We start from the raw sequence: 17,325 nt of genomic DNA, 5'->3' as shown, positions 1-17,325 counted from the left end.
CCCGGGGCGCGCCGCCCGCACGCCCGCGCCCCGCCCGTACCGCCGACGCACCACCTTCCACCGCACGCTCCCGTACCCGGCCCGACCGCCGGCGTACGGCCAACCGGGGGGACCCCTCCATGACCGCTCAGCAGCCCGTGCTGCAACTCCAGAACCTGACCCGCGTCCACGGCGCGGGCGCCACCGAGGTGCATGCCCTGCGCGGCATCGACCTCGCCGTGTACCCCGGCGAACTCGTCGCCGTCATGGGCCCGTCGGGCTCCGGCAAGTCCACGCTGCTCACGATCGCGGGCGGCCTGGACACCCCCAGCTCGGGCCGGGTGATCGTCGAGGACACCGACATCACCACCGCGAGCGTCAAGCAGCTCGCCGCCCTGCGCCGTCGCAGCATCGGCTACGTCTTCCAGGACTACAACCTCATCCCGGCCCTGACGGCCGCAGAGAACGTCGCCCTGCCCCGCGAGCTGGACGGGACCTCCGCCCGCAAGGCCCGCGTCGAGGCCCTCGCCGCCCTGGAGGAGATGGGGCTCGGCCACCTCGCCGACCGCTTCCCCGACGAGATGTCCGGCGGCCAGCAGCAGCGCGTGGCCATCGCCCGCGCCCTCGTCGGCGACCGCCGGCTCGTCCTCGCCGACGAGCCGACCGGCGCCCTCGACTCCGAGACCGGCGAGTCCGTGCTCGCCCTGCTCCGCTCCCGCTGCGACGCGGGCGCCGCCGGCGTCCTCGTCACCCACGAGCCGCGGTTCGCCGCCTGGGCCGACCGGGTGGTGTTCCTTCGGGACGGCGCCATCGTCGACCAGACCGTGCGCAGCGACGCCGACTCCCTCCTCTCGGGCCAGGTGGCCGAAGCGTGAAGACCTGGCTCCACTCCTGGCGGGCAGCGATCCGCATAGCCCGCCGCGACGCCTGGCGTTCCAAGGGCCGCAGCGCCCTCGTCCTCGCGATGATCGCGCTGCCGATCCTGGGTGTCAGTGCCCTCGATCTGACCTACCGCAGCTCCGAACTCTCCCCCGCCGAGCGGGTGGAGCGGACGATCGGTGCGGCCGACGCGCGCTTCAGGGACGCCCAGGTCGGCGGTGTCCCGATCTTCCAGGACCCGACCGGCGAGATGCACACGACGGCCAAGGACTACGAGAACGAGCCGTGGCCGAGCGGCCCCACCGATGTCACGAAGGTGATCCCGGCCGGCTCCACCGTCCTCACGGACGCCGTCGGTTCGGCGAAGCTGACGACGGCCCACGGTCTGCTCATGACCGAGGTGCGTGAGCTGAAGGCCTCCGATCCGATCGCCCGCGGCATCCTGACGCTCCTGGACGGACGTTTCCCGGAGAAGAGCGACGAGGTCATCGCGACCTCGCACTTCCTGGAGACCAGCGGTCTGTCGGTCGGCTCGACCCTTTCCGCCCGCAACTTCGATCGCCCGTACCGGATCGTCGGCTCCTACGAACTTCCCGACACGCTCAACGCCGACCAGGTCAACACGCTGCCGGGGGCCTTCCTCGCCCCGTACGCGAAGGCCGTCGAGAAGGCCGGGCTGCCCGCGCCCGATGTCTCCGTCTCGTACCTGGTGCGCCGGCCCGGTGGTTTCACGTGGAACACCGTCAAGGAGATCAACACCAAGGGCGTCGCCGTCGTCTCCCGCGCCGTGGTGATCGACCCGCCGGCCGCGTCCGAGGTGCCGCTCAACCAGAAGGAGGGCTGGGGCGGTTACGAGTCCAGCGCGGGGGCCGATGCCGCCGAGCTCGCCTCCCTCGCGACCGTCGTCGGCCTGGCGATGCTGGAGATCTGCCTGCTCGCCGGACCCGCCTTCGCGGTCGGCGCCCGCCGCTCGCGCCGCCAGCTCGGTCTGGTCGGGGCCAACGGCGGTGCCCGCAGCCACATCCGGGCCATCGTGCTGAGCGGCGGTCTGGTCATCGGCGTCGCCGCCGCCGTCACCGGCACCGTCCTCGCCCTGATCCTGACGCTGCTGCTGCAGCCGGTCCTCGAGGACACCATGGGTCAGCGGTTCGGGGCCTTCGACATCCGGCCCCTCGAACTCCTCGGCATCGCGCTGCTCGCGGTCCTCACCGGTCTGCTCGCCGCCGTCGTCCCGGCCGTCACCGCCTCCCGGCAGACCGTCCTCGCCTCGCTCACCGGCCGGCGCGGAGTCCGCCGCAGCAGCCGGGTGCTGCCCCTGATCGGCCTGGTGGCCCTCCTCATCGGCGGCGCGGTCGCCCTCTTCGGCTCGATGGTCTCCCAGCAGGTCACCCTCGTGGCGGCCGGCTCCGCCCTCGCCGAGCTGGGCGTCGTCGCCATGACCCCGGCCCTGGTGGGCCTCTTCGGGCGGACCGGCCGCTGGCTGCCGCTCTCCCCGCGGCTCGCGCTGCGGGACGCCGTCCGCAACCGGGGCCGTACGGCACCCGCCGTCGCCGCCGTCCTCGCCGCCGTCGCGGGCACGGTCGCCGTCTCCACGTACATGGCCAGCCGCGAGGCACAGAACCGGGCCGAGTACGAGGCCTCCCTGCCGTACGGCGTCGCCTCCGCCTTCGTCCAGGAGGAGGGCGGCCGGGACGTCCCCGCGGTCCGCGACGCGATCCAGCGCACCTTCCCGGTCGACGTCCGCGCCGACGTCGGGCGCGTCTCGGTCGGCAAGCCCGGCTGCCCGTCCTGGGGCGGCCCCGGCTGCGGCCGCTACGAGGTCGTCCTCCCCCCGGCGAACGAGTGCCCGATGTACGCGACGCTCCCGGGCGGCGGCGACCCCTCGGAGAAGTACACGCCCGAACAGCGGCGGAAGATGATCACCGAGGACTGGCGGTGCAAGGACTCCGCGAGCAGCGGGATGTACGTCTCCGACGGCGGCCTGGTCATCGGTGACGCCAAGCTGCTCCAGGTCCTCGGCGTCGACGACCCCGCGACCGTGAAGGCCCTCGCCGACGGGAAGATCGTCGCCTTCAACCGCGCCCTGGTCGAGAAGGACGGCACCGTCGGGATCAAGCAGATCACCGACATCGCCGCCGCCGACAAGGCCTCCGAGGAGGGCCGCCCCGCACCCGGCAAGGTCAGCACCCTGCCCGCCTACCTGGTGCCCGGCGGCAAGAAGTCCTACGGCGTCCAGGCCCTCATGACCCCCGCCACCGCCAAGGCCGCCGGCCTGTCCACGGTGCCGCTGGGCGTGTACGTCAGCACCGAGCGGCTCCCGGACAGCGAGCAGCGCCAGAAGCTCGACAGCGACCTCGCCAAGCTCGGCAGCAATGTCGAACTGCACCTGGAGGAGGGGTTCGTCAACGACAACGGCATCCTCCTGCTCTCGCTGGCGATCTTCGCGGGCCTGGTCACCATCGGCGCCGCCGGCATCGCCACCGGACTCGCCCAGGCCGACGCCGAGGCCGACCTGAAGACCCTCGCCGCCGTCGGCGCCCCGCCCCGGGTCCGCCGCACGCTCAGCGGATTCCAGTGCGGAGTCGTCGCCGCGATGGGCGTGCTCCTCGGCTCGGCCGCCGGACTGCTGCCCGCCGTGGGGCTCCGGCTCACCGAGGAGCGCGACCAGCTCCGCTTCTACGAGCAGAACCTCGCCGAGGGCTGGAGCAGCGACCTCGCCCCGCCGGACGTGCCGATCGTCATCCCCTGGGAGACCCTGGCCGGCCTGCTCGTCGCCGTCCCGCTCGGCGCCGCGCTCCTCGCCGCCCTGGTGACCCGCTCGCGCGGTGCGCTGGCCCGGCGCGCGGCGACCTGACGGTCTTCGTTCCCGTCCTGTGCCCCTGTACGAGGGTGGATCACCCCCGTACAGGGGCACACCCTGTGGTGACGCTTGGGTACGAGAGAATGGCGGCATGGAGATGCCGAGGAATGACAGGTCGCAGGAGAGCCCCCAGGTCCTCATCGTGGGACAGGACGGGATGGCGCTCGGCGGCACTCAGGGCGACGACGAACCCCGCGAGGTCCCGGTGACGGAAATGGTCGAGCAGCCTGCGAAGGTCATGCGGATCGGCAGCATGATCAAGCAGCTCCTGGAGGAAGTACGGGCGGCCCCTCTGGACGAGGCGAGCCGGGTCAGGCTCAAGGACATCCACGCAAGCTCCGTGAAGGAGCTGGAGGACGGGCTCGCACCCGAGCTCGTCGAGGAACTGGAGCGGCTCTCCCTGCCGTTCACGGACGAGGCGATCCCCTCCGAGGCGGAGCTGCGCATCGCGCAGGCGCAGCTGGTGGGCTGGCTCGAGGGCCTGTTCCACGGCATCCAGACGGCGCTGTTCGCCCAGCAGATGGCGGCCCGCGCACAGCTGGAGCAGATGCGCCGCGCGCTGCCTCCGGGTGCGTCCCACGACGATGACGACGACCACGGCCACGGCCACGCGGTCCGCTCGGGACCGTATCTGTAGGTCGCGCTCGGTACGGAGGAGGGGCCCGGCACAGCTCGTGTGCCGGGCCCCTCCCTCGTACGTACGGGGTCAGGCCTGCGGCACGAGCAGCAGCACCTTGCCGACGTGGCGGCCGCCCTCAAGGGCCCGGTGCCCCTCGGCGGCCTCCGGCATCGGCACGGTGCGGTCGACGACCGGCCGGACCGTGCCCGCGCCGATCAGCGGCCAGACGTGCTCCCGTACGGCCGCGACGATCGCCGCCTTCTCCTGCGCCGGGCGGGACCGCAGGGTGGTCGCCAGGACGGCGGCACGCTTCGCGAGCAGCGCCCCGAGGTTCAGCTCGCCCTTCACCCCGCCCTGGAGGCCGATGACGACCAGCCGGCCGTTCACGGCCAGCGCCTTCACGTTCCGCTCCAGGTACTTGGCGCCGACGATGTCCAGGATGACGTCCGCGCCCGCCCCGTCCGTCGCCTTCGCCAGCTCCTCGACGAAGTCCTGCTCGCGGTAGTCGATGAGGATGTCCGCGCCCAGCTCGGCGCAGCGCGCCAGCTTCTCGGGGCCTCCGGCGGTGACCGCGACCCGCGCGCCGACCGCCTTCGCCAGCTGGATCGCCATCGTGCCGATGCCGCTCGCGCCGCCGTGCACGAGCAGCGTCTCGCCGGGCCTCAGGTGCGCGAGCATGAAGAGGTTGGACCAGACGGTGCAGGCGACCTCGGGGAGCGCGGCGGCCGTGGCCAGGTCGACGCCCTCCGGGACCGGCAGCAGCTGCCCGGCCGGGACCACGACCTTCTCGGCGTAGCCGCCGCCGGAGAGCAGCGCGCACACCTCGTCGCCGACGGCCCAGCCGGACACCCCGGGGCCGAGCGCGGCGACCCGGCCGGCGCACTCCAGGCCCGGGTACGGGGAGCTGCCCGGCGGCGGGCCGTAGAAGCCCTGGCGCTGGAGCAGATCGGCGCGGTTGACCGCGCTCGCCACCACCTCGACGAGCACCTCGCCCTCGCCGGGTACGGGATCGGGCACCTCGGCCCAGACGAGAGCCTCGGGACCACCGGGTTCCGGAATCGTGATCGCATACATGGCGGCGAGGCTACTCGTCGGGGCGACTCGGTTCTCGGGCGGACGCGGTCTTGCCGGGTCGATCCGGGTCCGGGCGCGGGCCAGGGCCTGTCCGACCCTGATCCGCCGGACAGCCCTAGTCCTCGGGCGGCGAGGAGAGCGGGGTCACCGGTGCGGCGCGCACGATGGTGATCACCCGGTCGGTGAGCTGGAGCGGGCTGGCCGCGGGGTCGTCGTAACCGATGAGCCGGTGGCCCCGGAGCACGCTCACCACCAGGTCGCCGGTCTCCCGCACGTTCTTGCCGGCCTCGCTCTTGGTCACCGGCCGTTCCACGAGGTCGAGGCCCGAGCCCTGCTGGATGAGGTCCTCCATCACTGTGCCGGCGCTGGGGCTCAGCACGGAGAGGCCGAGGAGGCGCCCGGCGGCGCTGGCGCTGGTGATGACCGCGTCCGCACCGGACTGGCGGAGCAGCGGCGCGTTCTCCTCCTCGCGGACCGCGGCGACGATCTTCGCGCCCCGGTTGAGCTGGCGTGCCGTCAGGGTGACCAGGACCGCCGTGTCGTCGCGCTGGGTGGCGATCACGATCTGCCGGGCCCGCTGCACCTCGGCCCGCAGCAGTACGTCGCTGCGGGTGGCGTCGCCGATGACGCCGACGAATCCGTCCGCGTTCGCCGTCTCGATCACCTTGGTGGAGGGGTCGACGATAACGATCTGGTCCTTGCGGAGTCCGGTCGCGCAGAGCGTCTGGATCGCGGACCGCCCCTTCGTCCCGAAACCGACGATGACGGTGTGGTCGCGCAAGGTGGACCTCCAGCGGTTCAGCCGGAACTCCTCCCGGGTCCGCTCGGTGAGGACCTCGAGAGTGGTGCCGACCAGGATGATCAGGAAGAGCACGCGCAGTGGCGTGACGAGGAGGATGTTGGCGAGCCTGGCCGAGTCGCTGTACGGGACGATGTCGCCGTATCCGGTGGTGGAGAGCGTCACCGTCGCGTAGTAGGCGCAGTCGAGGAAGTCGAGCGTCTCGTCGGCGTTGTCGTGGTAGCCGTCGCGGTCGACGTAGACGATGAGGACCGTCACGGCCAGCACGCCGAGCGCCATCAGCAGCCGCTTGCCGACCTGGCGCAGCGGCCTCTCGACGACCCTGCGGGGCAGCCGGATCTGAGGGCCCGAGGCCCGCTCGTCCTCGTTGCGGGCCATCACGTCACGGCTGGGAAGTTTCACGTGAAACACGCTCCCTGAGCCGGTACGGCACCCGACGTCGGCGGCCAGGGAAGGTCGAGGACGTCCAGCTCCTGGCCGGACCGGGCGCCGCCGGGCGGGACGACGGCCATGCCGTCCGCGACGGCGATGCCCCGGAGCATGGCGGGCCCGTTGTAGTGCAGCGGAACGAGCTGCTCGCCCCGCCGGACGACCGGGACGAGCCGGGTGTCGTGCGGATGCCCGTGCACCTCGTCCGCGACGGGGGCGCGGCCCCGGCCCCGGGAGCGCGAGGTGTCGGCCAGGGCCGCGAGGAGCGGCTCGGCGAGCGTGAGGAGCCCGGAGACGGCGGCGAGCGGGTTGCCGGGCAGGCCGACGAGGTGGCGGTGGCCGCCGAGGGCCGCGAGGAGCATGGGGTGGCCGGGGCGGACCTTCACCCCGTCGACGAGGAGCGTGGCGCCCGCCTTGTCGAGCACCCGGTGGAGGTGGTCGACGGGTCCGGCGGCGGTGCCTCCGGTGGTGACGACCAGATCGGCGGCGGAACCGGTGACGGCCGCGTACAGCTCCTCGGCGTCGTCGCCGATCCGCCGGGTGGCGAGGACCTCGGCGCCGAGCGCCGTGAGCCAGGGGCCGAGCATCGGGCCGAGGGCGTCACGGATGAGCCCCTCGTGGGGGAGCCCGGCCGTGAGCAGCTCGTCGCCGAGGACGAGGACCTCCACCCGGGGGCGCGCCGGTACGGGGAGCTCGTCGTACCCGGCGGCCGCGGCGAGGCCCAGGACGACGGGGGTCACGGCGGTGCCCGCGGGGAGCAGCTCGTCGCCGGAGCGGCACTCCTGGCCCCGGGGCCGGATGTCCTGTCGGGGAAGCACCTCGCGCAGGGCGTGCAGCACAAGGCCCGCGGCCTCGGTCCGCTCCGTACGGGAGTGCTCGCTGCGGATGACGGCGGTGGTCCGGGGCGGTACGGGGGCGCCGGTGGCGATCCGTACAGCCTCGCCGTCGGCCAGGGCGGCGGCGGGCGCGTGACCGGCGAGGACGGGGGTCTCGGCGCGGACGCTCCAGGGGCCCGGGCCCGCGACGGCCCAGCCGTCCATGGCGGAGGTGTCGAAGGAGGGCAGGTCGGTGAGGGCGAGCAGCGGCTCGGCCAGGACCCGGCCGAGCGCCTGCCCGAGCGGCAGGCGGTGAGGCTCTCGGCCGGCCCGCGCGGCGGTCCCGGCGCGGGCGGCGGCGGCCCGGGCCTCGGGCCAGGCGGTGGCGCGGTGCGGCGGCTCGGCCTTCGCGCCGGTGGTGGTCGTTCCCGGGGCCACGGGGGTGGGCTCCTTCAGGGTCATCCGGCCTCGTCCTGCTCGGCGGCCCAGCGCTGGGCGAGCGCCGCGGCCTTGCGGGCGGCCTCGGCGACCGCCTCCGGTCCGCCCTCGCTGCCCGCGCGGGCCGCCGCGTAGCCGACCAGGAAGGTGGTCAGGGGCGCGGCGGGGCGGGCAACGCCGTGGGCGGCGTCACGGGCGAGGTCGAGCAGCACGCCGGTGTCGACGTCCAGTTCGATGCCCAGTTCTTCCTTGACTGCGGTGATCCATTCATCCAGCACGGTCCCATGATCCCTGATGCGGGTCCGGGCCGTGGCGATGTCCTCCCAGGTGTCGCAGTCGAAGGAGGCGAGGGGGCCCGCGGCGACGCGGGTGAGGCGGAGTCCTCCGGTGAGCCGGCGCAGCGGTCCGCCGTCGAGGGTGCCCCGCTGTTCCACGACGAGGGCCAGTTCGCGCAGGAGGGGGGTGCGGCGGTACGCGGCGACGAGCGGCTGGTCCCGCCCCTCCGCGTCGGTGAGGAGCACTCCCTCGGCCCCGGGGTCCGCGTCGAGCGCGTCGAGGAGGCGGCGGACGGCGGCCCCGTCGAGGAAGGGCAGGTCGGCGGAGAGGACGAGGAGGACGTCGGCTCCGGTCTCCCGTACGCCGGCGCCGAGGGCGGCCAGCGGGCCGCCGCCGGGCGGGTCCTCCCTGGTCCAGCGGACGGGGCGGGCGGTCGGGCGGGGGTCGGCGACGACCACGGTGCGTTCGGCGTCGGGGCAGGCGGCGAGCACCCGGTCGAGGAGGGTCCGGCCCCCGATCCGTACCCCGGGCTTGTCGGAGCCGCCGAGACGCCGGGCGGCGCCCCCGGCGAGCACGACGGCGTCGTATGCGGTGGTCACCCCAGCAGTATGGGCCGCGAGGGGCCACCGCCGACGGGCCCGTCTCCCTTGCTGAGACGGGCCCGTCGTACGGAGGCAGCGGCGCGGGGCCGTACCGGGTCCTGCTGGGACGGGCCCCTCGGACCGTCCGTGTCGGACCGTGCCTGTCGGACCGCGCGTGTCAGACCGTGCGGAGCAGGACCGCGGGCTGCTCGACGCAGTCCGCCACGTACCGCAGGAAGCCGCCGGCCGTGCCGCCGTCGCAGACGCGGTGGTCGAAGGTGAGCGAGAGCTGCACCACCTGACGGACGGCCAGTTCGCCCTGGTGCACCCAGGGCTTGGGGATGATCCGGCCGACACCGAGCATCGCGGCCTCGGGGTGGTTGATGATCGGCGTGGAGCCGTCGACCCCGAACACCCCGTAGTTGTTGAGGGTGAACGTGCCGCCGGTCAGATCGGCCGGGGTGATCGCTCCCTGCCGGGCCGCCTCCGTCAGCCGGGCGAACTCCTCCGTCAGCGACTCGGCGGTCCGGGTCCCCGCGTCCTTGACCACGGGGACGACGAGCCCGCGCGGGGTCTGGGCGGCGAAGCCGAGGTGCACGGACGGCAGCCGGACGATCTCCCGTGCGGCCGTGTCCACCGTGGAGTTGAGCTCGGGGAACCGGGCCAGGGCGTGGACGCAGATCCGCGCGAGAAGCGCGAGCAGCGAGATCTTCGGCCCGCCGGCCGCGTTCATCGCCCTCCGTGCCGCCATCAGCTCGGTCGCGTCGGCGTCGACCCAGCAGGTCGCGTCGGGGATCTCCGTACGGCTGCGGGACAGCTTGTCCGCCACCGCGCCGCGGACCCCGCGCAGCGGAACCCGCTCACCGGCCGGGGCGGCGACCGCCACGACGGGTGCGGGCGCCGGGGCGGCGACCGGCCGCTCCAGGGCCGCGAGGGCCAGCTCCACGTCGGCCCGCAGGATCAGCCCCTCGGGCCCGGATCCGCGCACCTCCCGCAGGTCGAGGCCCCGGTCACGGGCGAGTTTCCGCACGAGCGGCGAGATGACGGGCACGGGCCCCTCGTGCCCGGCCGGTGCCGGAGCCGCCGGAGCGGCGACCGGGGCCGGAGCGGCAGCCGGGGCCGCGGCGGTCACCGGAGCCTGGGCGGCCGCCGGGTTCGTGTGCCGCACCCGGCGACGCCGGGCGGCGGGCCCGGCAGTGCCGTAGCCGACGAGCACGTTGCCCGAGTACTCCGAGGAGACGGCCGACTCGGCATCGGCCCCGCCCGCCGTGGGAGCCGCTCCCGGAGCGGCCTCGGCGAGCTCCTCCGGCGCGCCCGTGCCGCCCACGGCGACCGTCAGGAGCGGTGCGCCGACGGGCAGTTCGGTGCCCTCCTCGCCGTACCGGGCGGTGACGACGCCGCCGTACGGGCAGGGCACCTCGACCATCGCCTTGGCCGTCTCGACCTCGACGACCGGCTGGTCGATGGCGACGACGTCGCCGACGGCGACCAGCCAGCGCACGATCTCGGCCTCGGTGAGCCCCTCACCGAGGTCCGGCAGCTTGAACTCAAGGACCTGTGCCATCAGCTGCCCGCCTCCCACTGCAGTCGCGCCACCGCGTCCAGGACCCGGTCCACGCCCGGCAGATGGTGTCGCTCCAGCATCGGCGGCGGGTATGGGATGTCGAAGCCCGCGACCCGCAGCACCGGCGCCTCCAGGTGATGGAAGCAGCGCTCGGTCACCCGCGCGGCGATCTCCGCGCCGGGGCCGCCGAAGCCGGTCGACTCGTGGACGACGACCGCGCGGCCGGTGCGCCGCACCGAGGCGCAGACGGTCTCGTCGTCGAACGGGACGAGCGAGCGGAGGTCGATGACCTCCAGGTCCCAGCCCTCGGCCTGGGCGGCCTCCGCCGCCTCCAGACAGACCGGCACCGAGGGACCGTAGGTGATCAGGGTGGCGCCGGTGCCCCGGCGCCGCACGACGGCCTTGCCGATCGGCTCGACGGCCGCGGGCGCCTCGGGGGACCAGTCGGACTTGGACCAGTAGAGCCGCTTGGGCTCCAGGAAGACCACGGGGTCGTCGGAGGCGATGGCCGCGCGCAGCAGCCCGTACGCGTCCTCGACGGTCGCCGGCGTGACGACGTGCAGCCCCGGGGTGGCCATGTAGTAGGCCTCGGAGGAGTCGCTGTGGTGCTCGACGCCGCCGATCCCGCCGCCGTACGGCACACGGATCACGATCGGCATCGGCATCGCGCCGCGCGTCCGGTTCCGCATCTTCGCCACGTGCGAGAGCAGCTGCTCGAACGCCGGGTACGCGAAGGCGTCGAACTGCATCTCCACGACCGGCCGCAGGCCGTACATGGCCATGCCGACGGCCGCGCCGAGGATGCCCGCCTCGGCCAGCGGAGTGTCGGTGCAGCGGTCCTCGCCGAACTCCTTGGCGAGCCCGTCGGTGACCCGGAAGACACCGCCGAGGGTGCCGACGTCCTCGCCCATCACATGGACGGTCGGGTCCTCGGCCATCGCGTCGCGCATGGCGCGCTGGAGCGCCTGCGCCATCGTGGCCGGCTTCGGCTTCCCGGCGTTCCCGGCGGCCTTGGCCGCCGCGGGGCCGGTCGTCGCGGTCGTCATCACGCCTCACCCTCGGCTTCGAGCTCGGCGCGCAGCTGCGCCGCCTGTTCGCGCAGCTGTGTCGTCTGCTCCGCGTAGACGTGGGAGAAGAGTTCCATCGGGTCGAGCACCGGGTCGGCGTTCATCCGTTCGCGCAGCTCCGCCGCCATCGTCTCGGCGGCCTCCGCCGCCGCGCGCCTGCCGTCCTCGTCGAGCAGGCCACGCTCCGTCAGTTCCCGTTCGAGCAGCAGGATCGGGTCGTGCGCCCGCCAGGCCTCGACCTCGCCGGCCGCGCGGTAGCGGGTGGCGTCGTCGGCGTTGGTGTGGGCGTCGATCCGGTAGGTGACGGCCTCGACGAGGGTGGGGCCGCCGCCGCGCCGCGCGCGGGCCACGGCCTCGGTGAGGACCTGGTGGACGGCGACCGCGTCGTTGCCGTCGACGAGCCGGCCCGGCATCCCGTACCCGACGGCCTTGTGGGCGAGGGAGGGGGCCGCGGTCTGCTTGGCGAGCGGCACGGAGATCGCGAAGCCGTTGTTCTGGACGAAGAAGACCACGGGGGCCTGCCAGACGGCGGCGAAGTTCAGCGCCTCGTGGAAGTCGCCCTCGCTGGTGCCGCCGTCGCCGACCATGGCGAGGGCGACGACGTCGTCGCCCTTGAGGCGGGCGGCGTGGGCCAGGCCCACGGCGTGCGGGAGCTGGGTGGCGAGCGGCGTGCACAGCGGCGCGATGCGGTGCTCGTGCGGGTCGTACCCGGTGTGCCAGTCGCCGCGGAGCAGGGTCAGGGCCTGGACGGGGTCGAGGCCCCGGGCGACGGCCGCCAGGGTGTCGCGGTACGAGGGGAAGAGCCAGTCCCGCTCCTCCAGGGCGAGGGCGGCGGCGATCTCGCACGCCTCCTGGCCGGTGGTGGACGGGTACACGGCGAGCCGGCCCTGCTTGGTGAGGGCGGTGGCCTGCGCGTTGTACCGGCGGCCGCGGATCAGCTCCGCGTAGAGCCGGAGCAGCAGCGCGGGGTCGGCGTCGGCCACGGCGTCCGTGCCGAGCACGCGCAGCGGCTCGGCCTCGGGCAGCAGCGGCGCGGGGTCGGTGCGCGGCTGCCAGGCCGGCGGCGGGGTGGTCCGGTGGGCGTCAACGGCACCGGGCGGCTCTTGGACTGTCGAACTGCGCTGTTGCAACGAGTCCACCTCCTCGTGGGAGCGGGCATAAGACCCGAAGGCGGGTGGCGCGAGTGTGGCGCGCCTCACCTACCGATTGTTCGGTCGTGGAGGCATTTTGGCTACAGGCACCTCCAGCCTGTGGACAAACGGTTCTCCACAGCCTGAGATAAGGGCAGGTCGTCCACCGGAGAGAGGCGGGGGCACATGGCGGATGAACAAATGGCCGAGGACTGGGAGCGGGTCGTCGCACCGGCGTCGGCACCGGTGACCCCAGGCGCCCCGGCACGCCCGCTGGACGCCATCGACCGCGACATCCTGCGCATCCTGCAGACGGACGGCCGCGCCTCGATCCGCTCCGTGGCCGAGCGGGTGCACGTCTCCCGGGCCAACGCCTACGCGCGGATCAACCGGCTCATCGACGACGGGGTGATCCGCGGCTTCAGCGCGCGCGTCAACCACGAGCGGGCGGGCCACGGCGCCTCCGCCTACATCACGCTCAAGATCGTCCAGAACTCCTGGCGGACCGTGCGCGAACAGCTCCAGGCCCTGCCGGGAGCCGCGCACATCGCCCTCGTCAGCGGCGATTTCGACGTGCTGCTGCTCGTCCACACGCCCGACAACAGGACCCTGCGCGAGCTGGTGCTCACCAAGCTGCAGTCGATCCCCGAGGTGCTCTCCACCCGGACCCTGCTGGTCTTCGAGGAGACGGACCTGGACCCGGACCACCGGGAGCCGGGCCGCTGACCCCCCAGTAGCCCGTACGAGGGGTCAGCGCGCCGTCCGCAGCCCGTCGAAGGCCAGGTGGACGACGGTCTCGGCGAGCTGCTCCCGCTCCGCCGTCGCGTCCGGATGCGGCCGGTACCACTCCACCAGCGAGTTGATCATGCCGAAGAGGAGCCGGGTCGCGAGCCGGATGTCCACGTCGGCCCGCAGGTCGCCCTCGGCGGCGGCGGCCTTCAGCAGATCGGCCACCTTGTGGTCGAACTCGCGGCGCCGCTCCATCGCCCACCGCTCGGTGGCCGTGTTGCCCCGCACCCGCAGCAGCAGCGTCACGTACGGCAGCTCGGCTATGAGCACCTCGACGGTGCGCCGCGTGACGTACTCGACCCGCTCGACGGCCCGGCCGCGCCCGGCCCCCGGCTCGTCGAGGATCGCGAAGAGCCCGTCGAGCGCCCGGCTGACCGCGCGCCGCAGCAGCTCCTCCTTGCCGGAGACGTGGTGGTAGATCGAGGACTTCGAGATCCCGGCCGCCTTGGACAGGTGCTCCATCGAGGTGCCGTCGTAACCGCGCTCGTTGAAGACCCGCACCGCGACCGAGAGCAGCGTCTCGGGGGTGTACGTGTCGCGCTTCGCCGTGGTCATCGGGAGTCCTCCGCGTCCTCGGCGGCCGCCCGGCGCACGAGGCCGAGCCCCGGCGCGTACCGGCCGTTCGTGTACCGCGCGTGCAGCTCGCGCAGCAGACCGCACGTGCGCCGGTAGCCGAGCCTCCCGGCCCACTCCATCGGTCCGGCCGGATAGTTGACCCCGAGCCGCATCGCCGTGTCCACGTCCTCGGCGGTCGCGACCCCACGGTCGACCGCGTCGACCGCGACGTCGGCCAGCATCGCGACCGTCCGCGCGACGATCATGCCGGGCACGTCGCCGATCACGGAGACCTTCTTGCCGAGTGCCTGGAAGAGCCCCACCGCCTCGGCGAGGGCGGCGGGGTCGAGGTCCTCGCGCGTGGAGAGCACGATCCGGCTCGCGGCCGCGTAGTCGTACGCGAGGTCGAAGGAGATGATCCCCTCCTCGGGGTACTCGAAGGAGGTCTCGCCGTCCGCGAGGCTGAGCTCGGCGCCACTCGGCAGCTCGATGTGACCGCCGCCCTTTTTGTGCAGGACCGTGATTCCGGCCGCCTCGAAGAGCCCCACCAGCGCCTCCGCCGGCCCGAGGTCACCCCAGACGGTGATCCACTCGGGCGCGCTCTCGGGCGCCGCCGTGTGCGGCTCGGGCCGCTCGGCGCCCTCCGCGTACGAGAACCAGCCGTGCCCCGACTTGCGCCCGAGCCGTCCCGATTCCACGAGCCGCCGCTGCGCGAGCGAGGGGGTGAACTTGGGGTCCTGGTAGAAGGACTCCCACACCGACCGGGTGACGGCCTCGTTCACGTCCTGGCCGATGAGGTCCGTCAGCTCGAAGGGCCCCATGCGGAAGCCGCCGCACTCGCGCAGCGCCGCGTCGATGGTGGCCGGATCGGCCCCGCCCTCCTCGAAGACCCGCAGTGCCTCCGCGTAGAAGGGGCGCGCGACCCGGTTCACGATGAAGCCGGGGGTGTCCGCGCAGCGCACCGGCGTCTTGCCCCAGCCCTTGACCGTCTCGTACGCGCGCGTGGCGACGTCCGCGTCGGTGGCGAAGCCGCTGACGACCTCGACGAGGGGGAGCAGCGGCGCCGGGTTGAAGAAGTGCAGTCCGACGAACCGGCCGGGCAGCCGCAGCCCTCCCCCGATGGCGGTGACGGAGAGGGAGGAGGTGTTCGTGGCGAGGACGGTGTCGTCGCCGACGATCTTCTCCAGGTCGGCGAAGAGCCGCTGCTTGACCGCGAGGTCCTCGACGATCGCCTCGATCACCAGCGCGGCGTCCGCGAGCTCCGCGGCGTCCTCGGCCGCGTGCAGCCGGCCGACGGCGGCCTCCTGGGCGACGGCGTCGAGGCGGCCCTTCTCCACGAGCCGGTCCAGGCGGGCGGTGAGGGCGGCGACGGCCTCGGCGGCCCGGCCGGGGGCGCTGTCGTAGAGGCGCACGGGGTGGCCGGCGACCAGCGCGACCTGGGCGATGCCCTGGCCCATGGTCCCGGTGCCGACGACGGCGACGGTGCGGTCCCGTCCGACGGCGGCGCTGCCCTGTCCCTCGGCGTCGGGGCGGTCCTGCCCTTCGGCGGCGGTCTCACTGGCGGTCACGTCGTCGCTCCCCCTGACGGTCACGTTGGCGCTCATAGGAGTGATCCTCCCCGATGGGTTTTCCACAGGATCGGCGGACCCCCTTGTCCCGACCGATCGTTCGGTTACTCTAACTCCGTACGCGTCTCCCTGCCCAGCTCGACGAGGAGTTGGTCCATCGATGGCCACCGCTCAGCTGACCACCGACCGTCTGGCCGAGAAGCACCGGTCCACACTCGACCAGGCGCTCGACACCATCCGCACGCGCGCCTACTGGTCGCCGTACCCCGAGCACCCGAAGGCGTACGGCGCCGACGGCTCGCTCGACGCGGCGGCGGGTCTCGCGGCCCACCAGTCCGCGCTGAACACCCGCTTCGACCTCGACCAGCCCGGCACGGACGACTGGACCGGCGGCGAGACCTCGCCGTACGGCCCCTCGCTCGGCATCGAGTACCCGCACGCCGACCTCGACGTGCTGCTCCCCGCGATGCGCGCGGGCATGGGCGCCTGGCGGGACGCCGGAGCCGAGACCCGCGCCCTGGTCTGCCTGGAGATCCTCGCCCGGATCTCCGCCCGCACCCACGAGTTCGCCCACGCCGTCATGCACACCAGCGGCCAGGCGTTCATGATGGCGTTCCAGGCCGGCGGCCCGCACGCCCAGGACCGTGGCCTGGAGGCCGTGGCCTACGCGTACGAGGAGCAGACCCGCACGCCCGCGGGGCGGGCCGGCTGGTCCAAGCCGCAGGGCAAGCGCGACCCCCTGGAGCTGAGCAAGGAGTTCACCCCGGTCGGCCGCGGCATCGCCCTGGTCATCGGCTGCAACACCTTCCCCACGTGGAACGGCTACCCGGGCCTGTTCGCCTCCCTCGCCACCGGAAACCCGGTCCTGGTCAAGCCGCACCCGCGCGCGGTGCTGCCGCTCGCGCTCACGGTGCAGGTCGCCCGCGAGGTGCTCGCCGAGGCCGGCTTCGACCCGAACCTGGTCGCGCTCGCCGTCGAGCGCCCCGGCGAGGGCATCGCCAAGACCCTGGCCGTCCGCCCCGAGATCCGGATCATCGACTACACCGGCTCCACCGCCTTCGGCGACTGGCTCGAGGACAACGCCCGGCAGGCCCAGGTCTACACCGAGAAGGCCGGCGTCAACACGGTCGTGGTCGACTCCACCGACGACTACAAGGGCATGCTGGCCAACCTGGCCTTCTCGCTGTCCCTGTACAGCGGCCAGATGTGCACCACCCCGCAGAACCTGCTGATCCCCCGCGACGGCATCACCACCGACCAGGGCCCCAAGTCGTACGACGAGGTCGTCGCCGACCTCGCGGCCTCGGTCGGCGGCCTGCTCGGCGACGACGCCCGGGCGAACGGTCTGCTGGGCGCCCTGGTCAACCCGGACGTGAAGGCGCGCCTGGAGGCCGCCGCCGGGCTCGGCGAGGTCGCCCTCGCCTCCCGCGAGGTGGTCAACCCGGAGTACCCGGACGCCGTGGTCCGCACGCCGGTCATCGTGAAGCTGGACGGCTCCAAGCCGGACGCCCAGGCCGCGTACTTCTCGGAGTGCTTCGGCCCGGTCTCCTTCGCCGTCTCGGTGGACTCCACCGCCGACGCCCTGGAGCTGCTGCGCCGCACGGTCCGCGAGAAGGGCGCCATGACGGTCGGCGCCTACACGACCTCGGCGGACACCGAGCGCGCGGTGGAGGAGGTCTGCCTGGAGGAGTCGGCCCAGCTCTCGCTGAACCTGACGGGCGGGGTGTACGTGAACCAGACGGCCGCGTTCTCCGACTTCCACGGCTCGGGCGGCAACCCGGCGGCGAATGCCGCGCTGTGCGACGGCGCGTTCGTCTCCAACCGCTTCCGGGTGGTGGAGGTCCGCCGCCAGGCCTGATCCACCGGCTCGTGGAGGCCCTCCGGGGCCTCCACGACACCTCCT

At 73.7% G+C, this 17,325-nt stretch carries 14 protein-coding genes; 5 read left to right on the top strand and 9 right to left on the bottom strand.

Going from position 1 to position 17,325, the window contains the following annotated elements; genetic code table 11:
* Window positions 1-119 precede the first annotated feature (119 nt).
* The 3 genes from AC07AW_RS24100 to AC07AW_RS24090 all read left to right on the top strand — a co-directional run bounded on the left by AC07AW_RS24100 (window position 120) and on the right by AC07AW_RS24090 (window position 4,355).
* A complete protein-coding gene (locus AC07AW_RS24100) occupies window positions 120-854 on the top strand; it encodes an ABC transporter ATP-binding protein (RefSeq protein ID WP_392158842.1) in 735 nt (244 codons plus the stop codon).
* The gene (locus AC07AW_RS24095; RefSeq protein WP_478817512.1) at window positions 851-3,712 is read left to right on the top strand and encodes an FtsX-like permease family protein; all 2,862 of its coding nucleotides are present in this window, start codon (window positions 851-853) and stop codon (window positions 3,710-3,712) included. Before AC07AW_RS24100 ends, AC07AW_RS24095 begins: the two co-directional genes overlap by 4 nt.
* A gap of 97 nt (window positions 3,713-3,809) precedes the next feature.
* The gene (locus AC07AW_RS24090) at window positions 3,810-4,355 is read left to right on the top strand and encodes a bacterial proteasome activator family protein (protein ID WP_123453478.1); all 546 of its coding nucleotides are present in this window, start codon (window positions 3,810-3,812) and stop codon (window positions 4,353-4,355) included.
* A 69-nt stretch (window positions 4,356-4,424) separates the two neighbouring features.
* Here AC07AW_RS24090 and AC07AW_RS24085 read toward each other — a convergent pair whose 3' ends face one another.
* The 7 genes from AC07AW_RS24085 to pdhA form a co-directional block, all read right to left on the bottom strand.
* Window positions 4,425-5,411: an NAD(P)H-quinone oxidoreductase gene (locus AC07AW_RS24085; protein ID WP_478817511.1), complete on the bottom strand. Its 987-nt coding sequence runs from the start codon at window positions 5,409-5,411 to the stop codon at window positions 4,425-4,427.
* A 115-nt stretch (window positions 5,412-5,526) separates the two neighbouring features.
* Window positions 5,527-6,588, bottom strand: coding sequence for a potassium channel family protein (locus tag AC07AW_RS24080; RefSeq protein WP_478817852.1), 1,062 nt, complete (start codon window positions 6,586-6,588; stop codon window positions 5,527-5,529).
* Window positions 6,589-6,608: 20 nt separating this feature from the next.
* Window positions 6,609-7,916: a molybdopterin molybdotransferase MoeA gene (locus tag AC07AW_RS24075; protein WP_478817510.1), complete on the bottom strand. Its 1,308-nt coding sequence runs from the start codon at window positions 7,914-7,916 to the stop codon at window positions 6,609-6,611.
* A complete protein-coding gene (locus tag AC07AW_RS24070; protein WP_478817509.1) occupies window positions 7,913-8,767 on the bottom strand; it encodes an NTP transferase domain-containing protein in 855 nt (284 codons plus the stop codon). Before AC07AW_RS24070 ends, AC07AW_RS24075 begins: the two co-directional genes overlap by 4 nt.
* A 160-nt stretch (window positions 8,768-8,927) precedes the next feature.
* Entirely contained in the window at window positions 8,928-10,313 is a 1,386-nt protein-coding gene (locus tag AC07AW_RS24065) for a dihydrolipoamide acetyltransferase family protein (protein WP_478817508.1), read from the bottom strand.
* Complete coding sequence (locus AC07AW_RS24060) at window positions 10,313-11,359, bottom strand: alpha-ketoacid dehydrogenase subunit beta (protein WP_478817507.1); 1,047 nt, start codon at window positions 11,357-11,359, stop codon at window positions 10,313-10,315. Before AC07AW_RS24060 ends, AC07AW_RS24065 begins: the two co-directional genes overlap by 1 nt.
* Window positions 11,359-12,519: a pyruvate dehydrogenase (acetyl-transferring) E1 component subunit alpha gene (gene pdhA / locus AC07AW_RS24055; RefSeq protein WP_478817851.1), complete on the bottom strand. Its 1,161-nt coding sequence runs from the start codon at window positions 12,517-12,519 to the stop codon at window positions 11,359-11,361. Before pdhA ends, AC07AW_RS24060 begins: the two co-directional genes overlap by 1 nt.
* Window positions 12,520-12,711: 192 nt before the next feature.
* Between pdhA and AC07AW_RS24050 the strand changes: the two genes are divergently transcribed.
* Window positions 12,712-13,236, top strand: coding sequence for an Lrp/AsnC family transcriptional regulator (locus AC07AW_RS24050; protein ID WP_478817850.1), 525 nt, complete (start codon window positions 12,712-12,714; stop codon window positions 13,234-13,236).
* A 24-nt stretch (window positions 13,237-13,260) separates the two neighbouring features.
* Here the strand turns inward: AC07AW_RS24050 and AC07AW_RS24045 are convergent, their stop codons facing one another.
* The gene (locus AC07AW_RS24045; RefSeq protein ID WP_383785453.1) at window positions 13,261-13,854 is read right to left on the bottom strand and encodes a TetR/AcrR family transcriptional regulator; all 594 of its coding nucleotides are present in this window, start codon (window positions 13,852-13,854) and stop codon (window positions 13,261-13,263) included.
* The gene (locus AC07AW_RS24040) at window positions 13,851-15,458 is read right to left on the bottom strand and encodes a 3-hydroxyacyl-CoA dehydrogenase (protein ID WP_478817506.1); all 1,608 of its coding nucleotides are present in this window, start codon (window positions 15,456-15,458) and stop codon (window positions 13,851-13,853) included. Before AC07AW_RS24040 ends, AC07AW_RS24045 begins: the two co-directional genes overlap by 4 nt.
* A gap of 124 nt (window positions 15,459-15,582) precedes the next feature.
* Here AC07AW_RS24040 and paaN point away from each other — a divergent pair, with 124 nt between their 5' ends.
* A complete protein-coding gene (gene paaN / locus AC07AW_RS24035; RefSeq protein WP_478817505.1) occupies window positions 15,583-17,280 on the top strand; it encodes a phenylacetic acid degradation protein PaaN in 1,698 nt (565 codons plus the stop codon).
* Window positions 17,281-17,325 lie beyond the last annotated feature (45 nt).

Source organism: Streptomyces sp. NPDC044003, assembly GCF_056435185.1.
This window is presented reverse-complemented; position numbering and strand designations above follow the sequence as displayed.